This window comes from Chitinophagaceae bacterium, from assembly GCA_030053935.1.
Classification (GTDB): domain Bacteria; phylum Bacteroidota; class Bacteroidia; order Cytophagales; family JASGCU01; genus JASGCU01.
The window spans coordinates 14,277-33,424 of the sequence record JASGCU010000017.1; the positions used below are offsets into that span (position 1 = coordinate 14,277).

13 protein-coding genes and 1 tRNA gene are annotated in these 19,148 nt (G+C 31.0%); 6 read left to right on the forward strand and 8 right to left on the reverse strand.

Annotated elements, in window-relative coordinates; translation table 11 throughout:
* Positions 1–8 precede the first annotated feature (8 nt).
* Complete coding sequence (locus tag QM536_03420) at positions 9–1,703, forward strand: hypothetical protein (protein MDI9356060.1); 1,695 nt, start codon at positions 9–11, stop codon at positions 1,701–1,703.
* Positions 1,704–1,783: 80 nt separating this feature from the next.
* Here QM536_03420 and QM536_03425 read toward each other — a convergent pair whose 3' ends face one another.
* Positions 1,784–2,071 carry a hypothetical protein gene (locus tag QM536_03425; protein ID MDI9356061.1) on the reverse strand — a complete coding sequence of 96 codons (288 nt, stop codon included), beginning with the start codon at positions 2,069–2,071 and terminating at the stop codon, positions 1,784–1,786.
* 694 nt (positions 2,072–2,765) lie between these two features.
* Here QM536_03425 and QM536_03430 point away from each other — a divergent pair.
* Positions 2,766–3,917, forward strand: coding sequence for an aldo/keto reductase (locus QM536_03430; protein ID MDI9356062.1), 1,152 nt, complete (start codon positions 2,766–2,768; stop codon positions 3,915–3,917).
* 18 nt (positions 3,918–3,935) lie between these two features.
* A complete protein-coding gene (locus tag QM536_03435; GenBank protein MDI9356063.1) occupies positions 3,936–4,400 on the forward strand; it encodes a nuclear transport factor 2 family protein in 465 nt (154 codons plus the stop codon).
* A gap of 246 nt (positions 4,401–4,646) precedes the next feature.
* Here the strand turns inward: QM536_03435 and QM536_03440 are convergent, their stop codons facing one another.
* Positions 4,647–6,536, reverse strand: a complete 1,890-nt coding sequence (locus QM536_03440) for a hypothetical protein (protein ID MDI9356064.1) — start codon at positions 6,534–6,536, stop codon at positions 4,647–4,649.
* 189 nt (positions 6,537–6,725) lie between these two features.
* Between QM536_03440 and QM536_03445 the strand changes: the two genes are divergently transcribed.
* From QM536_03445 to QM536_03455, 3 genes are read left to right on the forward strand one after another with little or no spacing between them, the layout of a single operon-like run.
* Positions 6,726–8,480 (forward strand): DEAD/DEAH box helicase, encoded by a 1,755-nt coding sequence (locus QM536_03445; GenBank protein MDI9356065.1) that lies wholly within the window; start codon positions 6,726–6,728, stop codon positions 8,478–8,480.
* A 12-nt stretch (positions 8,481–8,492) separates the two neighbouring features.
* Complete coding sequence (locus tag QM536_03450) at positions 8,493–9,347, forward strand: universal stress protein (protein ID MDI9356066.1); 855 nt, start codon at positions 8,493–8,495, stop codon at positions 9,345–9,347.
* 43 nt (positions 9,348–9,390) lie between these two features.
* Positions 9,391–10,647: a cation:dicarboxylase symporter family transporter gene (locus tag QM536_03455; GenBank protein MDI9356067.1), complete on the forward strand. Its 1,257-nt coding sequence runs from the start codon at positions 9,391–9,393 to the stop codon at positions 10,645–10,647.
* A 637-nt stretch (positions 10,648–11,284) separates the two neighbouring features.
* Here QM536_03455 and QM536_03460 read toward each other — a convergent pair.
* From QM536_03460 to QM536_03485, 6 genes are all read right to left on the reverse strand, one after another.
* Entirely contained in the window at positions 11,285–13,765 is a 2,481-nt protein-coding gene (locus QM536_03460; GenBank protein MDI9356068.1) for a YfhO family protein, read from the reverse strand.
* A 53-nt stretch (positions 13,766–13,818) separates the two neighbouring features.
* On the reverse strand, positions 13,819–14,679 hold the full coding sequence (locus QM536_03465; protein ID MDI9356069.1) for an RNA pseudouridine synthase: 861 nt from the start codon (positions 14,677–14,679) through the stop codon (positions 13,819–13,821).
* A 113-nt stretch (positions 14,680–14,792) separates the two neighbouring features.
* Entirely contained in the window at positions 14,793–16,070 is a 1,278-nt protein-coding gene (locus tag QM536_03470; protein ID MDI9356070.1) for an NAD(P)/FAD-dependent oxidoreductase, read from the reverse strand.
* Positions 16,071–16,072: 2 nt separating this feature from the next.
* Positions 16,073–17,851 (reverse strand): signal peptide peptidase SppA, encoded by a 1,779-nt coding sequence (gene sppA, locus QM536_03475; protein ID MDI9356071.1) that lies wholly within the window; start codon positions 17,849–17,851, stop codon positions 16,073–16,075.
* A gap of 59 nt (positions 17,852–17,910) precedes the next feature.
* Positions 17,911–17,984: transfer RNA gene (locus tag QM536_03480), tRNA-Met, on the reverse strand.
* 413 nt (positions 17,985–18,397) lie between these two features.
* Entirely contained in the window at positions 18,398–18,613 is a 216-nt protein-coding gene (locus tag QM536_03485) for a hypothetical protein (protein ID MDI9356072.1), read from the reverse strand.
* Between the last annotated feature and the right edge of the window lie 535 nt (positions 18,614–19,148).

Below are 19,148 nucleotides of genomic sequence, written 5' to 3' on the forward strand. Positions count from 1 at the left end.
TACGATTTATGGAAGAGTCAAAAGAAATAGTATTTACAAAAGCTCAAGAATCACGTGCCGCTATAGAGCGTCTTTACATAGAAATGAGGCATATTTTTAATATAGGAATCCTTAAACCCTATACTTCCTCAGGAAATCAACTCAAAGAAGCTCTTTTAACTATCAAACCCGAAATTTATGGAGCAATAAGCGATATTTCCAAGATAGAACTCAACGGACTAGCTTATGTTATAGAACGTTTACCAAAAGGAATAGAAGAATGCCGTTCTATTCGACTTGTATCAGAGGAAGGACTCCACAAATCAGGAATAGACCCCATAGTTCCTTACGCCCGAAAAAGAAACTGTTATAAGATAGGTAAAAATCAAATGTTCATAGAAATAACCCGAGGAAGAAGTGAAATCTATGATATATTAACTCACCTCACTTTCTTTTATAATGAAGCATGGAAAATCAAAAATCAATCAGAACTACATCCCATAGAATGGGCATATTTAGAAAATATTGTCCAACAACAAGAAACTACCCCTCAAGATTTAGAACTTGCTTTTATTTATACATCAACTCTCTTGGGCAGGACTTATGAAGAAACCAAAAATATATTTTACCGATTACAAAATTCTAAATCCAGCAACAATGGACTGTTTTATATAGTATATTGGTTAGGAAAAAACGCCAAAGAATTAGAACCAGGAACGAATGATATAGAAATTACCTTCTCTCCCGCCCTCAGACAAAGGATTGGACATCATATCTATGGAGAAAAATTTGCCCATAAAATAAAAAAACACCTAGAAACAGAACATCTCTTTGATAGACCCTTGCATATTATCAGTGCAAATATGCACAGCTTTCTTAATACCCTCTATATATATGATGCTTTAAAGGAAAGAGACGAAGTAATCCAATATAGTGATATAGAAAACCTCATACTCAATCTCAGTAAAGAAAAACATCTATCAGCCCAAATAGAAAAATTTGCATCTGAAAACGGAATGACTTTTATATCCGATACCAATGGAACCAATATCTCCGCACAGATAATAGATATGAGCAAAGTCCCCATCCATAACATAATACCCGAAATAAAAATAGATACAGAACGTATATATAAAGAGAAACCCGTTCTTATTGTCATTGATTATGCCTTTGGAGAGCAAGCATACGAGATAATGGATGAACTCTTAAAGATATGGAAACAACCCCATAAGTCCAATGTTCATATCAATGTAAAAACAATATCTATAATGGGAAAAGCAGGCATACTTCAGGGTAATAAAGGAGATATTATGATTCCCACTGCTCACGTATTTGAAGGGAGCGGGGATAATTATCCATTCAAAAATGAACTCACTCTCACTGACTTTCAAAACGATGCAGTATCTGTCTATGAAGGAAATATGATTACGGTGCTTGGCACTTCTCTGCAAAACAAAGATATTTTAGAATACTTTCATTCATCGTCTTGGAAAGCAATTGGCTTAGAAATGGAAGGGGCTCATTACCAAAAGGCAATACAAAGCCAATCCACTATACGCCATAACATCAGGGCAGATATAAAACTCCTCTATGCTTATTACGCTTCAGACAATCCACTTCTCACCGGGAACACACTTGCATCGGGCAGTTTAGGAATTATCGGCATAAAACCAACCTATCTCATTACTATTAAAATACTTAATAAGATATTTAACCTCCTATGAAAAAATCAATAGAAACACTGCGAAAAAGATGGAAACTCAACAGTGTAACAGATGTGTTTCTCGTTCTACTCGTATTCATTTTAACGGGAACAACTATAATGATAATTAAAAAGCCCATCCTTGCATCTTTCTCCCAAGAATCCAACATTCTCTTTTCGGTTATCTACTATATTTGTATCCTTCCTATCTATAATATTTTTCTCCTCTTCTATGGATTTTTGGTAGGCAAGTTCTCTTTCTTTTGGAATTATGAAAAAAACTTTTTCAAAAGAATATTCTACAGAAAGAATAAGAATACATAATATTGCAAACGCATATCTCCATATTCCACGAATTAATTCGTGGTTTTTTTTTATTATAAATTTCATCGTGGTTTTTAATGGAAAATTGGCACTCATGAAAGTAGGGTTAACATGAAACATATTCCTTACTCGGTTTTTCTCGAGAAGCAATACACATGGATTCATTTTGCCAAAGTTTTTTCTATGCCTCTGTATCCTTAGCAAACAAATATATTGTTTCATCTTTTTATTCTAAAAGAACACAAATATCTTTGCAACTATTAAAAAATAGTATTTTGGCAAATATTGGCAAATAATTATACAATTAATGTATAGTTTCACTACGTTAGTATATAAATAATATTATAAAAAAAACAAAAGTATTTCAGTTTTTTTCTCATTTAAATTATTTTTTATGCTTTTATTACCTAAACAATCTTAAAAATAAAAAAAACTATCAGCGTTTGTATTTTATGAAAATATTCTTTTTTTAGCATTTACTGTATGTAATAAAAATTAAAAATGGCACAAGTATACCACGAAAACGCAAAGACAAATAAAAATATTCGTTTAGAAATACAACAAAATAGAGATAAAATTATAAGGTTTTTTACTATAAAATTACTTATTAACAAAAATTAACACTTTTTTTTCGTTTTTTTAAATAAAATTCAAAAAAAAAAATTATAATTTGTTTAGAAAATTCAAAGATAAATGTTTTATATTCATGTTTGATTTATTTTTGTGAAATAATATAATAATCTAATTAACATTATAAAAAATGAAAAACAAGAGTATCAATCGTCGAGATTTTATTGCTAAGACAGTTTTAGCAAGTGCAAGTACTGTAGTTGGACAATCATTACTTTCAAGTTATATCCCAGCAAATATCATCAGTACAAAAAGTAATATAAAAAACAACAAACGTAAACTTGGAAAATTAGAAGTTTCATCCATGGGCTTAGGTGGATTACCAGTGGTTGGCTTTTATGGAGGTGGTGTTAGAGAACAGGGTTTTGTAAATAAACTTTACGCCCAAGCTTATGAAAATGGAATTACATTTTTTGATACAGCAGAAGTTTATGGTCCATTGACAAATGAAACTCAAATTGGCGAAGCTGTGAGGTCTTTCAGAAAAAATATTGTCCTTGCTACAAAATTTGGCTTTGAAGTGAATCCTAATCATCAAAGTGGCAGAGGAAGGGCGTTAAATAGTAGACCAGAAAATATTAGAAGAGCAGTAGAGGGATCTTTAAAAAGATTAAATACTGATTATATTGATTTGTATTATCAACACCGAGTTGACCCAAATGTGCCAATTGAAGATGTTGCAGGTACAATTAAAGATTTAATGAAAGAAGGCAAAGTGTTACATTGGGGTCTTTCTGAACCAGGAGTAAAGACAATCAGAAGAGCACACGCTGAACAGCCACTTGCAGCAATTCAAAATGAATATTCAATTTGGACAAGAGATTATGAAACAAATGTTATACCACTTTGTGAAGAATTAGGTATTGGATTTGTGCCTTGGTGTCCAATGGGCTACGGTTTTTTAGCTGGTTCAATAAATGAAAATACAAAATTTGGACAAGGAGATTTTCGTGCCGTTTTGCCAAGAGTAAAACCTGAAAACATAAAACAAAACTTAAAATTACTTGACTATTTAAAGGAATGGGGATTAAGAAAAAATAAAACTGCAGCACAAATTTCATTGTCTTGGTTACTTACACAGAAACCATTTATTGTACCTATACCAGGAACATCAAGTTTAGACCATTTGTTGGAAAATGTAAACGCAAGTAGTTCAGTTTTTTCATCAGAAGAATTAATTGAATTTAATTTTGGTTTATCAAAGATTGAAATTGCAGGAGCAAAAAATACCCAACAAATTATTGATGCAATGGGAGTAGAATCAGCTTTAAAAACTAATTAATATATAAAAACAAAAATCATGAAATATTTTTTTTTAACTATTATTTTTCTTTCACTAATATTTGTAATTCAGGTTTCAGCACAAACAACCGAGCCAAAGTCAATGAAAAATACAAATTTAGAACAAGAATTAAAAAACTTATCCAAAAAAAAATGGCTTTGGATGTCCGATAAAAATGTTGATTCTTTAACAGTTCTTTTCCACAAGCAATCTGTTTACGTTCATATGGGTGGAAGTTGGGGTAAAGAACAAGAAATCAATGTTATTAAAAACGGTGGAATTTGGTACAAAAATGCAGAAATTCAAGAAACTTCTATTCAAATTATTGATAATACAGCAATATTATTAAGTAAAATAATATTGACAGCCGTTGTAGGTGGAAAAGAAGTGATAAATACATTTATGGTAACGGAAGTGTTTATTAATCAAAATGACAACTGGAGATTAGGTTCATTATCATTTACAAGATTACTAACCCAATAACTCTCACTACAGAAAAGGACATCAGGTAAGACAGGTTTTGCAAAAGTGGGGTGGACAGAAGTATATCATCTTTTGTTCCCCTTTTTGCTTTTTTGCCCATGCCGAACAGCGTTACTACTAAACCCCGTTATACGTAATTTCACAAAATCCGAAACAGATAAAAATATAAAAAGGAAAAGGAAAATAACATTCAAAAATAAATGCTGTCTATTCATGTTTGATTGTTTTTGTGGACAAACAATTTTTTTATAATTTATAACTCATAACTTTTATTCCTTTTTTTTGAGCTTTATCCCATATTTGCTTTGCTTTTTCTGTTTCTTTTTGAGCAATATATATTTGTATAAGTCGCTCATATAGTATTTTATTTTGAGGTTGCAATGATAAAGCTTTTAACCAACATTTTTCAGCCAAGGGAATGTTTTTTTCTGCTAATACAATATCTCCGAGAGCAAGCAGCACCGAAACCTGATGCGCATCTATGGCAAGAGATGTTTTATAGTATTTTTTAGCACTGTCTGTTTGTCCTTTTCGGAGAGCATAATCCCCTATTTTTTTATATATTTTGAAATATGTTTTGGATGTATCCAAAGCAGCAGCTTTTCTAAAATATATTTCCGCAGAGTCCCATTTATTTTCTTTTTCTAAAATATACCCATAGTTAGAAATCAGGTTTATATCCCGATTATTAATATTTACAGATCTTTTGAGAAGAAGTTTTGCTTTTTGATATTCTTTTTTTTTGAAATAAAAGAGAGATAAAAGATCTAGAGCATATAGATTATGAGAATCTATTTGTAAAATTTTGTGGAGGTATTCTGTACTTTTTGTTGTATTACCCATTTGGTCGTAGTACATAGCAGACCATTTGTTGGGAGAAATCTTTTTGGGAGATGTTTTTGCGGCACTTGTCCAAAAGGTTTCTATACCCTTGAAATTATCCAAATGGATCCATGTAAGAATGAAAAAAATAGAAATTATTATCCCACCAAATATTTTTACTTTTTGTGGAGGAATCATGGCAGATACCTCACCGAGCAAGAATACCATACCTATTGCGGGCACGTATATTCTATGCTCCAAATAATCATATCTTCCATCGGTATAATAGATAAAAATGGGAGGAATAAGAAACACAAACCACCATACAAAAGCAAATAGAGAGGTGGTATAATTTCTTTTTTTAGATATAAACAACAAAAAAATGATGACTATATACAAAGCTACTCCTAAAAAAGTGGTAAAAGTATGAAAAGAAGGATATACAGAGAGATTATAAGGAAATAAAAACTTTCCCAATGCTTCAAAAAGGAATGGAACGTTTTTCAAAAATGCATCTACTCCTACTATTTCTTCTTGTTTTATGAGACCTCTTGCTATTTCGTCTGCGGAACGAAATTCCAATGCAGTATATCTTATGACAGCCCAAAGAATACTTATTAATACCCAAAGAATGGGAAAAAAGAGAAGTGTCTTATCTGTATTTTTATTTTGAAAATGAATGAAAAGAAAATAATAAACGGTACATATGAGAGGAATAACGAGGGCAGTTTCTTTTACGAAGAGGGATATTGCATAAAAAATACAATGTATCCAAAAATATTTCTGCTGATTTATTTTTAAAAAAGAACCAAAATAAAAAAAACTGAGAATAGTAAATATACCTAAAAGAGTATCATTGCGGCCATAAACCCAACCTACCGCTTGAGTAAAAAGAGGATGCACTGTAAAAAGAAGAGTGAGGATAAAAGCGATACTTTTTTCTTTTTTGAGAAATAATAACAAGCGAAAAAGCAAACAACAGCAGATAATATGATATATAATATTCGTCAGATGGTATAAATGGGGATTTATTCCCATATATTGAAAGTCAAGAATAATACTTCCAAAGAGTATAGGTCTGTAAAAACTTGACCAATAAGATTCGTAAAAGCCACGAAAGAGATTATAAATATCAGAAAAGTATTTTTGATTATCTACTAATGTTCCTTTATCATCTAAACCCACAAAATCAAACCTGATTGCCTTGAGATAAAGAACAGCCCCAACAACTACAATACAAAAATAGAAACGCAGATTACTACTTTCTTTTTCTATAGTTTTTGGTTTCTTATGAGAAATGGTATTTTTTTTCAATGTTTTATTATTAAAGTAGTTATTTTGCACTACCAGCTGTGTATTACAAAACTATGAATCGTGTTTTTTTGCAAAAATTTATAATTAAGAGTAATTATTGTAATAAATAACTATAAAAAAATAAAATGTTTAAAAATTAAAAAAATAATATTATAATTGCTTTTACTTAAATAAATATATAAATATACTATGAATCAATTTTCAGAATTAGGATTATCAGAACCATTATTAAAAGCCTTAACAGATATGGGATTTGTTACCCCATCATCTATACAAGAAAAATCAATTCCTATACTTTTATCGAACGATAAAGATTTTATAGGACTTGCAAACACAGGAACCGGAAAAACAGCCGCATTTGGATTACCACTTTTACAAGCAATAGATACCTCCATTGATAATACTCAGGCAATAATTTTATGTCCAACCAGAGAATTAGGACAGCAGATAGCAAAGCAAATGCAGGAGTTTGCAAAATATCTTTCTCGCGTAAAAATAGAGGTCGTATACGGAGGAGCATCGATTGTCAATCAAATAAAAGCAATTAGAAGCGGGGTGCATATTATAGTAGCCACTCCAGGACGGCTTATAGATTTATTAGAAAGAAAAGTAGTTCGTTTAGAAAAAATAAAATACTTTATTTTAGATGAAGCAGATGAAATGCTTCAAATGGGATTTAAAGAAGCCATAGATACTATCCTTTCACATACATCACAAGATAAACTCACATGGCTTTTTTCGGCAACTATGCCAAAAGAAATCAGACAAATTTCTAAAATGTATATGAACAACCCTGTAGAAGTGTCTCTCACCGTCAATCAAACAGTCAATGCGAATATTGAACATCAGTATTCTGTAGTAAAAGCATCAGATAAAATAGAAGCCCTCAAAAGAATCATAGATAATGATTTAGAAATGTTTGGAATTATCTTTTGCAGAACCAAATTAGATACCCAACACGTAGCTACGGAACTCACAAAAGATGGTTATCACGCAGAAGCCCTTCATGGAGACCTCTCTCAATCACAAAGGGACTATGTAATGCAAAAATTTAAGGCACATACTCTCCGGCTTTTAGTAGCAACCGATGTAGCAGCAAGAGGCATAGATGTAAATGATCTTACCCACGTCATTCATTTTTCACTTCCCGATGATATGGATTACTACACTCACCGTAGCGGTAGAACAGCAAGAGCAGGAAAAAAAGGAATATCTATTTCTCTCATCACAAGGATGGATATACGCAAAATAAAATTTATAGAGCAAAGTTTAAAGATATTATTTCATAAAGTAAAAATACCAGGAACAATCCAAATTAGAAAAAACAGAATAACCCATTGGGCTTCCCGAATATTAGACGTAGAAATAAAAGAAAATCTTGCACCTGAAATCCTCCATCAAGTAGAAGCACTCTTAGAAACTATAACAAAAACAGAACTTATACAAAAATTAGTCACCTTAGAACTTGATAAACTCGGCTACACCAGCTCCGAAAGAGACCTAAACGACGATGCTATAGACAGAGATAGGGATAGAAAGGCAAGTTCTCCGTATGAAAAATATCCAAATGATAGAAACTCACGAAATAATAGAAGTTCCTACAAGGGCGAAAACTCTTTTGATAAAAAATATAAAAATGATAATTCCTCTTATAGAAATAATGATACCGAAAGAGAATATTCAGAAAAGAGAAAGGCATACGAAATGACAAATTTTTCTATCAATATAGGACAAGCAGACGATATGAACAAAGGGGATTTATTACGTTTTATATGCGATACCACTAATTTAAGAAAAGAAAATATTGGACTTCTCAATCTTCAAAAAAATGTTTCTCATTTTGAAGTAGATAAAAGATACGTAGAAAAAGTTATCAAATGCTTTAAAGGAATACGGTTTGAAGGGAGAGAACTCCGTGTAAATATGGAAAGTAAATATAAATAAATTACATGTATTATGATAAAAAGAATCGTAGTCCCTACCGATTTTTCTGAAGAAGCAAATTATGCCTTAGACAGTGCTATTTTATTAGCCGAAGAATACCGATCTTCCATAGATTTAATACATATAATAGAAGATAATACAAGTAGTATAGCAAAACTACTCGGTGAAGAGGATGAATTAGAAAACCCCCATCATCTCCGTATAAAACAAGTGGTATTAAAAAAAATGGAAGAAATTATCGATACGAATAAAAAGTTCCAAGTGGAAATAAAGCCTGTGATAGAGGTTGCAAATAAATTCATAAAAATTATTGATATCATAAAATATATGAATACCAACCTGGTAATAATGGGATCCAAAGGATCAGATGGATTAGAAGAAGTATTTGTTGGTTCTAATGCAGATAAAATAACACGGTATGCGCACTGTCCCGTGATAACTGTTAAATATAGATGCGATTTACGGAAAATTAAAAATATAGTTTATCCAACAGATTTAGAGCAAGAACAAGAAGTGGTTATAAAACACCTAAAACACTTCCAAAATCTTTTGAAAGCCCGTATACATATACTCAAAGTATACACATCTGCACTCAATGTAGAAGGAGAAGTAAAAACAAATATACACAAATATGCCGACTACTTTGATATAACAAACTATACAGTAAATACTATATTTGATGAAAAAGAATCAGAGGGGATTTTGGATTTTGCACAATCTGTAGACGCAGATATTATTGCTATGGGAACCCACTCTAAAAAAGGAATCTCTGCTTTTTTTGGTGGAATGATATCTAAAAATATAGTGAATCACTCCCCTATTCCCACATGGACAAAAACAATGGATATTAATATTCCTACGTACTAAGATACTAAAAAAACACCTAGCAAGCTCTTATAATATAATGGAAATGAAAATAAAAAGCACTTCTCAAAGTTTAACACTGCAGATTATCTATGCAATGCTTGTTGGTATTATGGTTGGTTATGGAGTTTATGAATTGAGTGAAAATAATTTCAAAAATGATTTTGCCCAAAATATCAAAATACTGACTGTTATTTTTTTGAGATTAGTTCAAATGATAATAGCTCCTTTAGTTTTTACTACTCTAGTCGTAGGAATAGCCAAATTAGGAGATTTAAAAACAGTAGGAAGAGTGGGAAGTAAAGCATTGTTTTGGTTTTTATCCGCATCATTAGTAAGCTTATGCATAGGGATGCTGTTGGTAAATGTTTTTCAACCTGGTGCAGGAATAGGACTTGATAATGCTGATATAGAAAGTGCAAAAGATCTCATAAATAAGACCCAAGAATTCAGTTTTCAAAAATTTATAGAGCATGTGTTTCCCAAAAGTATGATAGAAGCTATGGCTCATAATGAAATTTTACAAATAGTCGTATTTAGTATTTTTTTTGGTATAGGAACCGCCAGCTTAGGAGCAAAAGGAAAACCGGTTATACAGCTCTTTGATTCTATTTCTCATGTAATATTGGTTATGGTAGGATATGTTATGAAATTTGCTCCGATTGGAGTGTTTGGGGCTATATCTGCAGTCATTGCAACAAAAGGACTTTCTATTTTTTTATTCTATGGAAAATACCTCTTGTTCTTTCTTTTTGGAATAACGACCCTTTGGGCAGTATTAATGCTCATTGGATTTATTATTTTAAAAGGAAGGGTTTTTGATCTCTTGAAAGCAATAGCATCTCCTCTCATAATAGCATTTAGCACCACCAGTAGTGAGGCAGTGTTCCCAAAACTTACCGAAGTTTTAGAAAAATTTGGCTGTAAAGATAAAATAGTTGCTTTCATTTTGCCTCTTGGATATTCTTTTAATTTAGATGGGAGTATGATGTATATGACCTTTGCAAGCATAGCCATCGCACAAGCATACAATATCCATTTAGATTTAGGAACACAATTTACTATGCTCATAGTGTTAATGCTCACCAGCAAAGGAATAGCTGGGGTACCAAGAGCTTCTTTAGTAGTAGTGACAGCTACCTGTGCTATGTTTCAAATACCTCCCGAAGGGATTGCCCTTATCTTACCTATAGATCATTTTTGTGATATGTTTCGATCTGCTACCAATGTGTGGGGAAATAGTATTGCTACTACGGTAGTAAGTAAATGGGAAAAAAGTTTATCCCCCACAGAAAAAACATAACATATCAAAAAATATATAATCATACTCAGCCTCATTACCCCTTCTTGTTTTTTACTCAAAACATGGTATGGAATATAAATAGATATTCAGGATAACTATGAAAAGTTTAATTGGGTCATGTGCTAAACCATCCACCATTATATTTTAGACATGGTATCCCTATCAGAGATAGATACCCCTATTTTATGCTTATATTTGCTGAACTAAAAATATTATTGCAAAATCAAATATCTATTTGTAAATTATTATGAGACGAAAAAGAAATAAAAACGAGTAGTTGGAGAGTATTTTTATTTTTTTTATATAGTTTTGCTTGTTTATAATATTTGTTGTGATTATATTTTTTATTTGTAATATAGTATTTCTTAATTTCTTTTTTCCTAAGGTAACTACTCAGCTACTCTATTTGCTTGATAATCAATGATTTATAATATTCAAAATAGATACTCCCCATCTTATTTTTTCAAAAAAAAAATTGATTTGAAAATTACTCTCATAAAACAATCATTTTATGAGAATAATTATAATAAAATAAGTTTTTTATTATTCATAATTAAAAAATCAATACTCATTTTTGTTATTCTAAGATGCTCTGTAGCTCATTTTTATGAAAGAATGACGTTTCTTCATGTATATCTTATAGTACTCTGTTTTTTTTTCTTTTGTTTATAAAAACAAAAGAGAGCATACCTGCATATATGAATATTCCTAAAATACTAAAAGGGATTCCCATTTGAACCATCTTATTAGTATATTTGAGTTCTAATTGGTATTTTCCTGCTTTTGGTAAGTATATACCTGTCATTCCGTTGCTGAGAATATATTTTTTATATTGATTCCCATTTGTATCTTGTATATCCCATCCGTTTTCATAAGGAATGGAGAAATACATCATTCTTGCTCCATTTACATTTACATTTCCTGTTATAAAAGTATGTGAAAAAGAGGTAATTTGGAACGCTTCCTGGTATAGTTTTTCTGTAAGCTGCTTATAAATATTCAAATCCAATCCCTGTGTTATTTCTGATATGGAAAGTTGGGAGATGGTTGATAATTCTGATACATCGGCATCTAAAACAACAGCCGTCATGAGACTTATGTAATCTTTTTCATCGTTACTCATGGGTTCAAAACGAGTAAGAGGAAAAATTTTATCGTAGCAATACCCCAAAGGAAGTGCAAATTTATGTTTCCAAACGGTTACATCTCCAAGTGTAGTTAAGGAATCATGGGTAACCCTCCAAAGAGGAAAATTTACCTGCTTGGTTAAAAGGTATTTTACACTATTCATTCCTTCTAAAAGAACTCTGTAATTAAGACCTGGTGCCCATCGGGTTTCTACCTCACTGTTTTTATTAATAATCCCGTAGAGTTTTTGATAATTAACGTAATATTTGGAATTAAACGAATTATAGCTGCTTGTTCCAAAATATTCTTGAGCCATTCCATCGTTCAAACTTCCATGTATAGCGAGAGTAGAATAATAATTTTTATCTACTCTATAAAAAAGCGAATTATCTATCTTTTTTATATACGCAATTGCTTCATTAGAATAATCATTATATCCTATTTTTTTATGCAGGTCATCGGTAGAAACCAAATCTCTTCTGTTTACAGAAATGAAAGAAAAATAAGATAACTCTATCACACAAAAAAAGAAGAATGTAAAGAGAGAAAACGAAATTTTTTTAGAAATCAATACCAATAGAAAGGTATATATACATAGAAGTATAGTAACAGAGAGGGTTAATGAAGAATCCATCGTATTTTTTCGGGGAAAATAGGGGTAATAAAGAAGTATGATCAGTACCGATAAAGTTCCTATAAGCAATGGTATATGGAGCGTTCCATTTTTTATCATCTTTTCTAAAGCAAATATAGCATAGAGAGTAAATACTAATCCTATGTAAAATGATACGCTTCTGTAATAATCACCCGTAAAGAACCAGAAAGCATATCGGAAGTAAGGAAAAATTATAATAAGTATCCAAATTCCTAAAAATACTCCAAATACTATTTTTTGTGTGGTATTTTTGTTAACAAAAACCTGTGGAATGAGAAGCAAAGAGGCTATTCCGCAATAAAATTGCGGGGCTTCTAATATATTTTGCCATCCTCTAAACAAACTTCCACTTCCCAATATATCTGATGCAAACATACGGGTCATAGCCGTTCCAAATTGCAAAGAATCTGATAGTTTGAATATGGGCTGTGTCATCAAAAGAGAAGCAAGAGAATTTTCTCCACTCCCTCTTGGACTTTCTAACATCGTTCTTATATGTTCAAATAAAAAAGGTGATGCTATTACTAAGCCAATAGATGCAACACCTGCTGTTTTTAAGAGAATAAAAGCATATTTTTTGAAAATAAAAGTGTTTTCTGTCTGAAAAAATCTCCAAGTAATATACAGGAATAGAAAAAGAGAGAGAACCAATAGGTTAAAGGGTCTTTGCATAGATACATATAGAATGGGTATCGGCAGAAGCCAATAGATATTTTTTTGGTATAGTTTTTCAAAGCCTAACAAAGTCAAAGCCATGAGTGTAACTTCTGTGGTAAATACTATCCATGCACCCGATACTATATTAAATCCGCTAAAAGCATACAGCAAACCGCCTATTATACAAGAGGCATCTGATAGATCCATAGTTTTAAGATATTTATAAAATACTATACCGGAAATGATAATCTCTATAAAAACTATATATCCTATAAGATAAGGAAGATTTTCTTTATGCATGAAATAAGAAAGGTATTCCATTGGATCAGTAAATGTGAAGGAAAATATATTTTGCCCCATACCTGATGCAAAAGACCAAGATGGAATTCCATACTCTATTAAATAATTATGCAATTCTATAAGATAAGGAAAAATTTGATTGATTATATCACTTCCTATATCTTTAAAAAGGTATGTTTTTTTGAAAAACAAAAAATCATAGAAAATGAACAAGACCATGCCCAAAAATATACCCATAGAAATCAATAGTTTCTTATTTCCTAAAGCACTCAAAAAAGAAACGTCAAAAAATTCTTTTTTTATATTTTGTGTTTTAACATTTTGCACCGATGTATTTGATGCATTGTTCTTTTTTTTATTACTGTTTTTTTTTAACATATTTTGATAATGTTTCTATCTTTTTAATGTATGATATTCTTGTAAGTTTTTATTTATGTTTCGTCTTCTTCTTGGGGGTTTAAGAAATAGGGAGATGGCTGCAGTTCAAAAACAAGTTTTTTTTTGTTTACAGGATGTAAAAATTCTATAAAAAAAGCCATAAGACGTATTTTTCTTTTGTATTCAGAAGATGCTCCATATTTGTAATCTCCTACTATAGAACATTGTATATGCTGTAAATGTGCTCGTATTTGGTTTTTACGCCCTGTCAAGATATGAAGTTCTACTAGACAATAAGGAGGGATAATTTGTTTTACTTTATACAGGGTAATAGCTTCTTTTGCCTCGGGATGTGGTTTTTCTAATACAAACATTTTTTCTTTTTTTTCTATAAGGTAGTTATAGATATTTCCTTCGGGAGGGTTAGGGATATTTTCTGTTAATGCAAGATATTTTTTTTGAACTGTTCGCCAATTTTCTATAAAATAATGGAAGCATTCTTCTGTTTTAGCAAATAACATAAGCCCCATTACTTCCTTGTCTAATCTATGAATAACAAAAGCCCGTTTGTTTTTCTCTTTCAGATATTCATTTATGAGTTGATGCATGGTTGGTTTTCTGGTTATTTGAACTCCTGCACTCAATATACCAGATGGTTTTTCTACTACTATTAAAAAGTCATCTTCCCATACAATTTTAAAATTTGGTTTTTGAGTTATTGGTGTTTTTTCGTTCTTCTGAAGTAGTATATGTTGCCCGGCCAGGACGATAGTATTGAGTTTTTTTACTAATAATTCGTTGACCCATATATAAGAGTGTTTGGCTATTTTTTTTATATGTGTTTTATTTTTTGCTCCATGCATTTCTAATAACTGATCTATAAGAGTAGCATCTCTTCGGGCTGTATATTTCATGTGGTGGGGTTTGAAAATTGATTTATTCAAAAAAAATGTTGGTAACTATTGATTTTTAAGGGATACAGTTTTGAGGGTTTGAATTTTTAGAACCCCTCATGTGTATTAAAAAATTATTTAACTCTCTGAAAGGTTCTCAGAATAAGTCGGATGCTTTTATCCGAATTCAAATAATTCCATGCGTAGTTAATGAAAACAATGATTCTATTTCTAAAATCAACTAATGCCATTATATGAACAAAAACCCATATAAACCATGCGAATATTCCATAAAATTCCATGCTTTTTATGTTTACTACTGCTTTATTTTTTCCTATAGTAGCCATGGATCCTTTATCTACATATTGAAAAGGAAGGAATGGTTTTTGTTTTGTTTTTCTATATAAATTTTTTGCCAGAAGTGTCGCATGTTGTACTGCAAGTGGTGCTACCATTGGGTCAGGTTTTGTTTTTTTGTCGGTTATTTGTGCTGCTATATCTCCTATGGCAAAGATATTTTCATATCCTTGTATTTGTAGATAATCGTTCACTTTTAATCTATTTCCGCGTGCAATAGCATTTGAATCTATGCCCGGTATGGTATTTCCTTCTACTCCCGCAGTCCATATAAGGGAAGAAGATAGTATTTTTTTTCCGTTATTTAAATATGCGTATTGACCATCGTATGAATTTACAGAGGTGTTCAGATGAACATGTACCCCTAATGCTTCTAAATATTCTTTTGCTTTCTCTGATGTTTTTTCAGTCATTGCCCCTAAAAGTCTTGGAGCGGCTTCTATAAGATGGATGTCCATTCTATGAAAATCTAATTCTTTATAGTCATTGGGATATACATGGGACTTTAACTCGGCGAGTGCTCCTGCTGTTTCTATTCCCGTAGGTCCTCCTCCTACTACTATGAGGTCTAATAGAGATTCTTGATGATCACCTATTTCTAGGTTTACTGCTTCCTCAAGGTTTTGTAAAAACATACTCCGAAGATTTAATGCTTCGTTAATAGTTTTCATAGATACGGAGTATTTTTTCACATCCTCTAATCCAAAATAATTCGTTATAGAACCTGTTGCTATTACTAAATAGTCATAAGATACATGTCCTAAATTTGTTTCTATTTTATTTTCTTTGGGTATTATTTTGACTACTTCTGCCATTCTAAATATGACATCATATTTTCTAAATACTGTGCGGAATGGTGTGGCTATAGAAGTTGCTTCTAATTGCCCTGTGGCTACTTGATATAGTAAAGGTTGAAAGGTATGGTAATTATTCTTATCTATAAGAACTATCTGGTATCCTTTTTTATTTAAGTCCCTCGCTAACTTTAGTCCTCCAAATCCACCTCCAATTATGACGACTCGTTTATAGGGACTATCGGGAATTGTTATTTTCATGTTTATTGAAATTCTATATTATAAGGGATGTACATATTTATTCCTTTGTATTGGTTTAATTTTTGCAGTTCTTTTTTATACGGATACAAAATTCCATATTTATTGCTCAAATAGATTTCTTCTGTGGTATTGGAAATTTTTTCCATTATTTGTTCTGCAAATGGTTTTGGTTTAGGAAAATACACTACATGATAACCACTATCTAAATGTGCTTTATGTGATGCTATTTGTATTGCTGTTTCTAAATTTCCTATAACATCTACCAATCCTATTTTTTGTGCTGAATCTCCTATCCACACTCTTCCTCCAGCTATTTTTTTTAGGTTTTCTAAAGGGATACGTCTACTTTCTGATGCTTTAGTAGTAAAACTTTCATAAGTATCATTTATCATATTCTGAATAGTAGCTTTTTCTAAGTCGGTTGGTGTGCTTGCGAACCCAGCACCTATTAGGCTGCTTTTCTTTCCTGTGCTTATTTCATCATAGGTGATTCCTAATTTGTTTTCTAAAAATCTATGAAAATCAAATAATATTCCTACAACTCCTATGGATCCAGTAATAGTATTTTTTTGTGCCACTATGGTATCGCAGGGCATTGCAATATAGTATCCTCCGGATGCTGCCACATCAGACATAGAAGCGATGCATGGTTTTATTTTTTTAGTAAGCATTATTTCTCTCCATATTATATCCGAAGCCATTGCAGAGCCTCCAGGAGAATTGATACGGATAACTACAGCTTTTATTTTCGTATTCTCTCTTGCTTTTTTAATTTCTTGGGCTAATGATTCAGAACCTATTACTTCATCTGTTGATTTTCCTGGCATAATAGTACCTTCAGCTATTATCACTGCTATTTGATTTTTTGAATAGTGTGTTTTTTTAACTGCTTTTATATATTTTTTAAGAGAGATGAACTGTATTTTTCCTTTTTCTGTTAAGGAACTTCTTTTTTTTAAAAATAATTCTATTTCATCTTCGTATCCCGTATTAGTAATGATTCCTTTCTTTACTGCATTTTTTGCGGATAGTATAAAATCATTATTAAAAATGTTTCTGAGTGATGTTTCGGATATATTTCTTGAAGATGCTTCTTCTTGAATCATTGTTGTATAAAGGGATTGTATAAGATCGTTTATTTGTATTTTGTTTTCATTACTAAATTCTTTTCGGGTAAATTGTTCTCCGTAGCTTTTAAAATCTCCTACTTTGAATATCAATGGTTCTATTTCTAATTTATCAAAAGCACCTTTAAAAAAGAGAGAAGATGATCTGAAAGACCCTAATTCTACCATTCCTTCGGGGGTTACATAAATGGTATCTGCTGTAGAAAGTATATAATAATCGAGTTTTGAAATAACCTCACCATACCCATATATAAATTTCCCGGATGTTTTAAAATCCACAAGTGCATCTCTCACTTCTTTTGCGGAGGCAAATCCTGTTAGAAGGTTATGAGATTGTAAGTATATTCCTTTAATTTTTGGGTCTGTTTTTGCTTCTTTGAGAGATATTAGTATATCTTTGAGAGCATATCCTTTATTATCAAAATCTTCATTGAGCAAAGAGATTATATCAGGTGAGTCTTCTGTTTTTTCAGAAATAGTTCCCGACATATCAAATAATAAAACAGAGTTATTTTTCACTTCTATTTTTTGGTCTTCATCGGGTTTGAAAACAGCTACTATCCCTATAATAAAGAGGAAAAAAAGAAAAACAAAAAAACATAATCCAATAATAGTACCTAAAATACTAGATAAAAGCGATTTAAAAAAAGTCATATTAAAATTGTTTAATAATGGGGTTGATAAAATAAATGAATGGCTATTACTTAAAAAAGTAGCGGGAAGGAGAGTTGAACCCCTGACCTCAGGGTTATGAATCCTGCGCTCTAACCGCCTGAGCTATCCCGCCGTGTATTTTCTGATACGTGCATCTCTTATTTTTGATACATATCATAAAGCATGCAATATAAAAATTTTTGTGATTATCTCTTATTATATAAATCTTGTGTATAAAATATGCTCTATAATTTATAAAATTATAAGTATTTTTCATTTTTTTATGTTTTTTTTTGAATATAATGGTAACTACTTAGTTAAAACTCCCTTTGTATCTTTTGTGTAAGAATAAAATAAAAAAAATATTCCATAGAGTCCCACTGTGAAAATTTGTGTTTCCCTTTATGAAACGAATAAACTTATAATTGATTCTGTGTAGGATTAAACCATGATATTCTGTTATTCAAATTATCTGTTCGTAAAAGAAGAAGCGTATCTCTTGCCTTCACTCGTTGTCTTTCCGTTTTATAAATGCCATGTATGGTGTCAGTAATAAGGGATCTTACCTCTGTTTTTTCTGTATAGAGGACGAATAATAGTTCCTCCCTGAATAGATATAGGAACCTTGATGAGCGGAAGTGCTACCAAAGCTCCTATTACTAATACTAACAGTATAATATGAATTATTTGTATTTTTGTGTTCCTGCGGTGCAGAAATGATTCGTAAAGATAGGTGGTATATTGTGGATTAATAGATAACATTTGCTATGGTTTGAGTGCTGTATATATTGTGTTTTCTAATTATATTTTTGAGAAAGAACCAAATAAAAAGAGATCTTTTTAATGCTCTCTTTTTTGTTTTAGAGTACTATTGTATATAAAAATAAGAGTATCGCTATGATAATGGCAATAGTTACCGTATGCTTATCTTGTTTCCAGTTGCTTATAATTGTTTTTTTAGAAAAATCAGTATCTCAAAGAGACCTATCCATAATTTTATTATTCATTGTTTTATTTAGTTTTTAATTGTTATATAAATTATTTTTTCTGAGCTCAGTATTAAGAATAATAAGGCAAAACAAACACCCGAAAAAGGCAGAAAATATTTAAGAACCTGTGATTGAGATGCAATATAAAATCCTATAGGTGGGTTCTAAAAATTGTTTTTTTTAGGTTTTAATCTTTAAAAATATAAGAACATATTTATATATTTAAAAAGTCAAAACAAAAGTACATATTTCGTTCTTATTAGTTTACATTTTTTCTAATTTTTCTAAAAAAATAGTTTGGGTTCATC

Coding starts and splice junctions, on each gene's coding strand:
- QM536_03420 (MDI9356060.1), top strand. CDS start 9: ATGGAAGAGTCAAAAGAAATAGTATTTACAAAAGCTCAAGAATCACGT.
- QM536_03425 (MDI9356061.1), bottom strand. CDS start 2,071: ATGAAATTTATAATAAAAAAAAACCACGAATTAATTCGTGGAATATGG.
- QM536_03430 (MDI9356062.1), top strand. CDS start 2,766: ATGAAAAACAAGAGTATCAATCGTCGAGATTTTATTGCTAAGACAGTT.
- QM536_03435 (MDI9356063.1), top strand. CDS start 3,936: ATGAAATATTTTTTTTTAACTATTATTTTTCTTTCACTAATATTTGTA.
- QM536_03445 (MDI9356065.1), top strand. CDS start 6,726: ATGAATCAATTTTCAGAATTAGGATTATCAGAACCATTATTAAAAGCC.
- QM536_03450 (MDI9356066.1), top strand. CDS start 8,493: ATGATAAAAAGAATCGTAGTCCCTACCGATTTTTCTGAAGAAGCAAAT.
- QM536_03455 (MDI9356067.1), top strand. CDS start 9,391: ATGAAAATAAAAAGCACTTCTCAAAGTTTAACACTGCAGATTATCTAT.
- QM536_03460 (MDI9356068.1), bottom strand. CDS start 13,765: ATGTTAAAAAAAAACAGTAATAAAAAAAAGAACAATGCATCAAATACA.
- QM536_03465 (MDI9356069.1), bottom strand. CDS start 14,679: ATGAAATATACAGCCCGAAGAGATGCTACTCTTATAGATCAGTTATTA.
- QM536_03470 (MDI9356070.1), bottom strand. CDS start 16,070: ATGAAAATAACAATTCCCGATAGTCCCTATAAACGAGTCGTCATAATT.
- sppA (MDI9356071.1), bottom strand. CDS start 17,851: ATGACTTTTTTTAAATCGCTTTTATCTAGTATTTTAGGTACTATTATT.
- QM536_03485 (MDI9356072.1), bottom strand. CDS start 18,613: ATGTTATCTATTAATCCACAATATACCACCTATCTTTACGAATCATTT.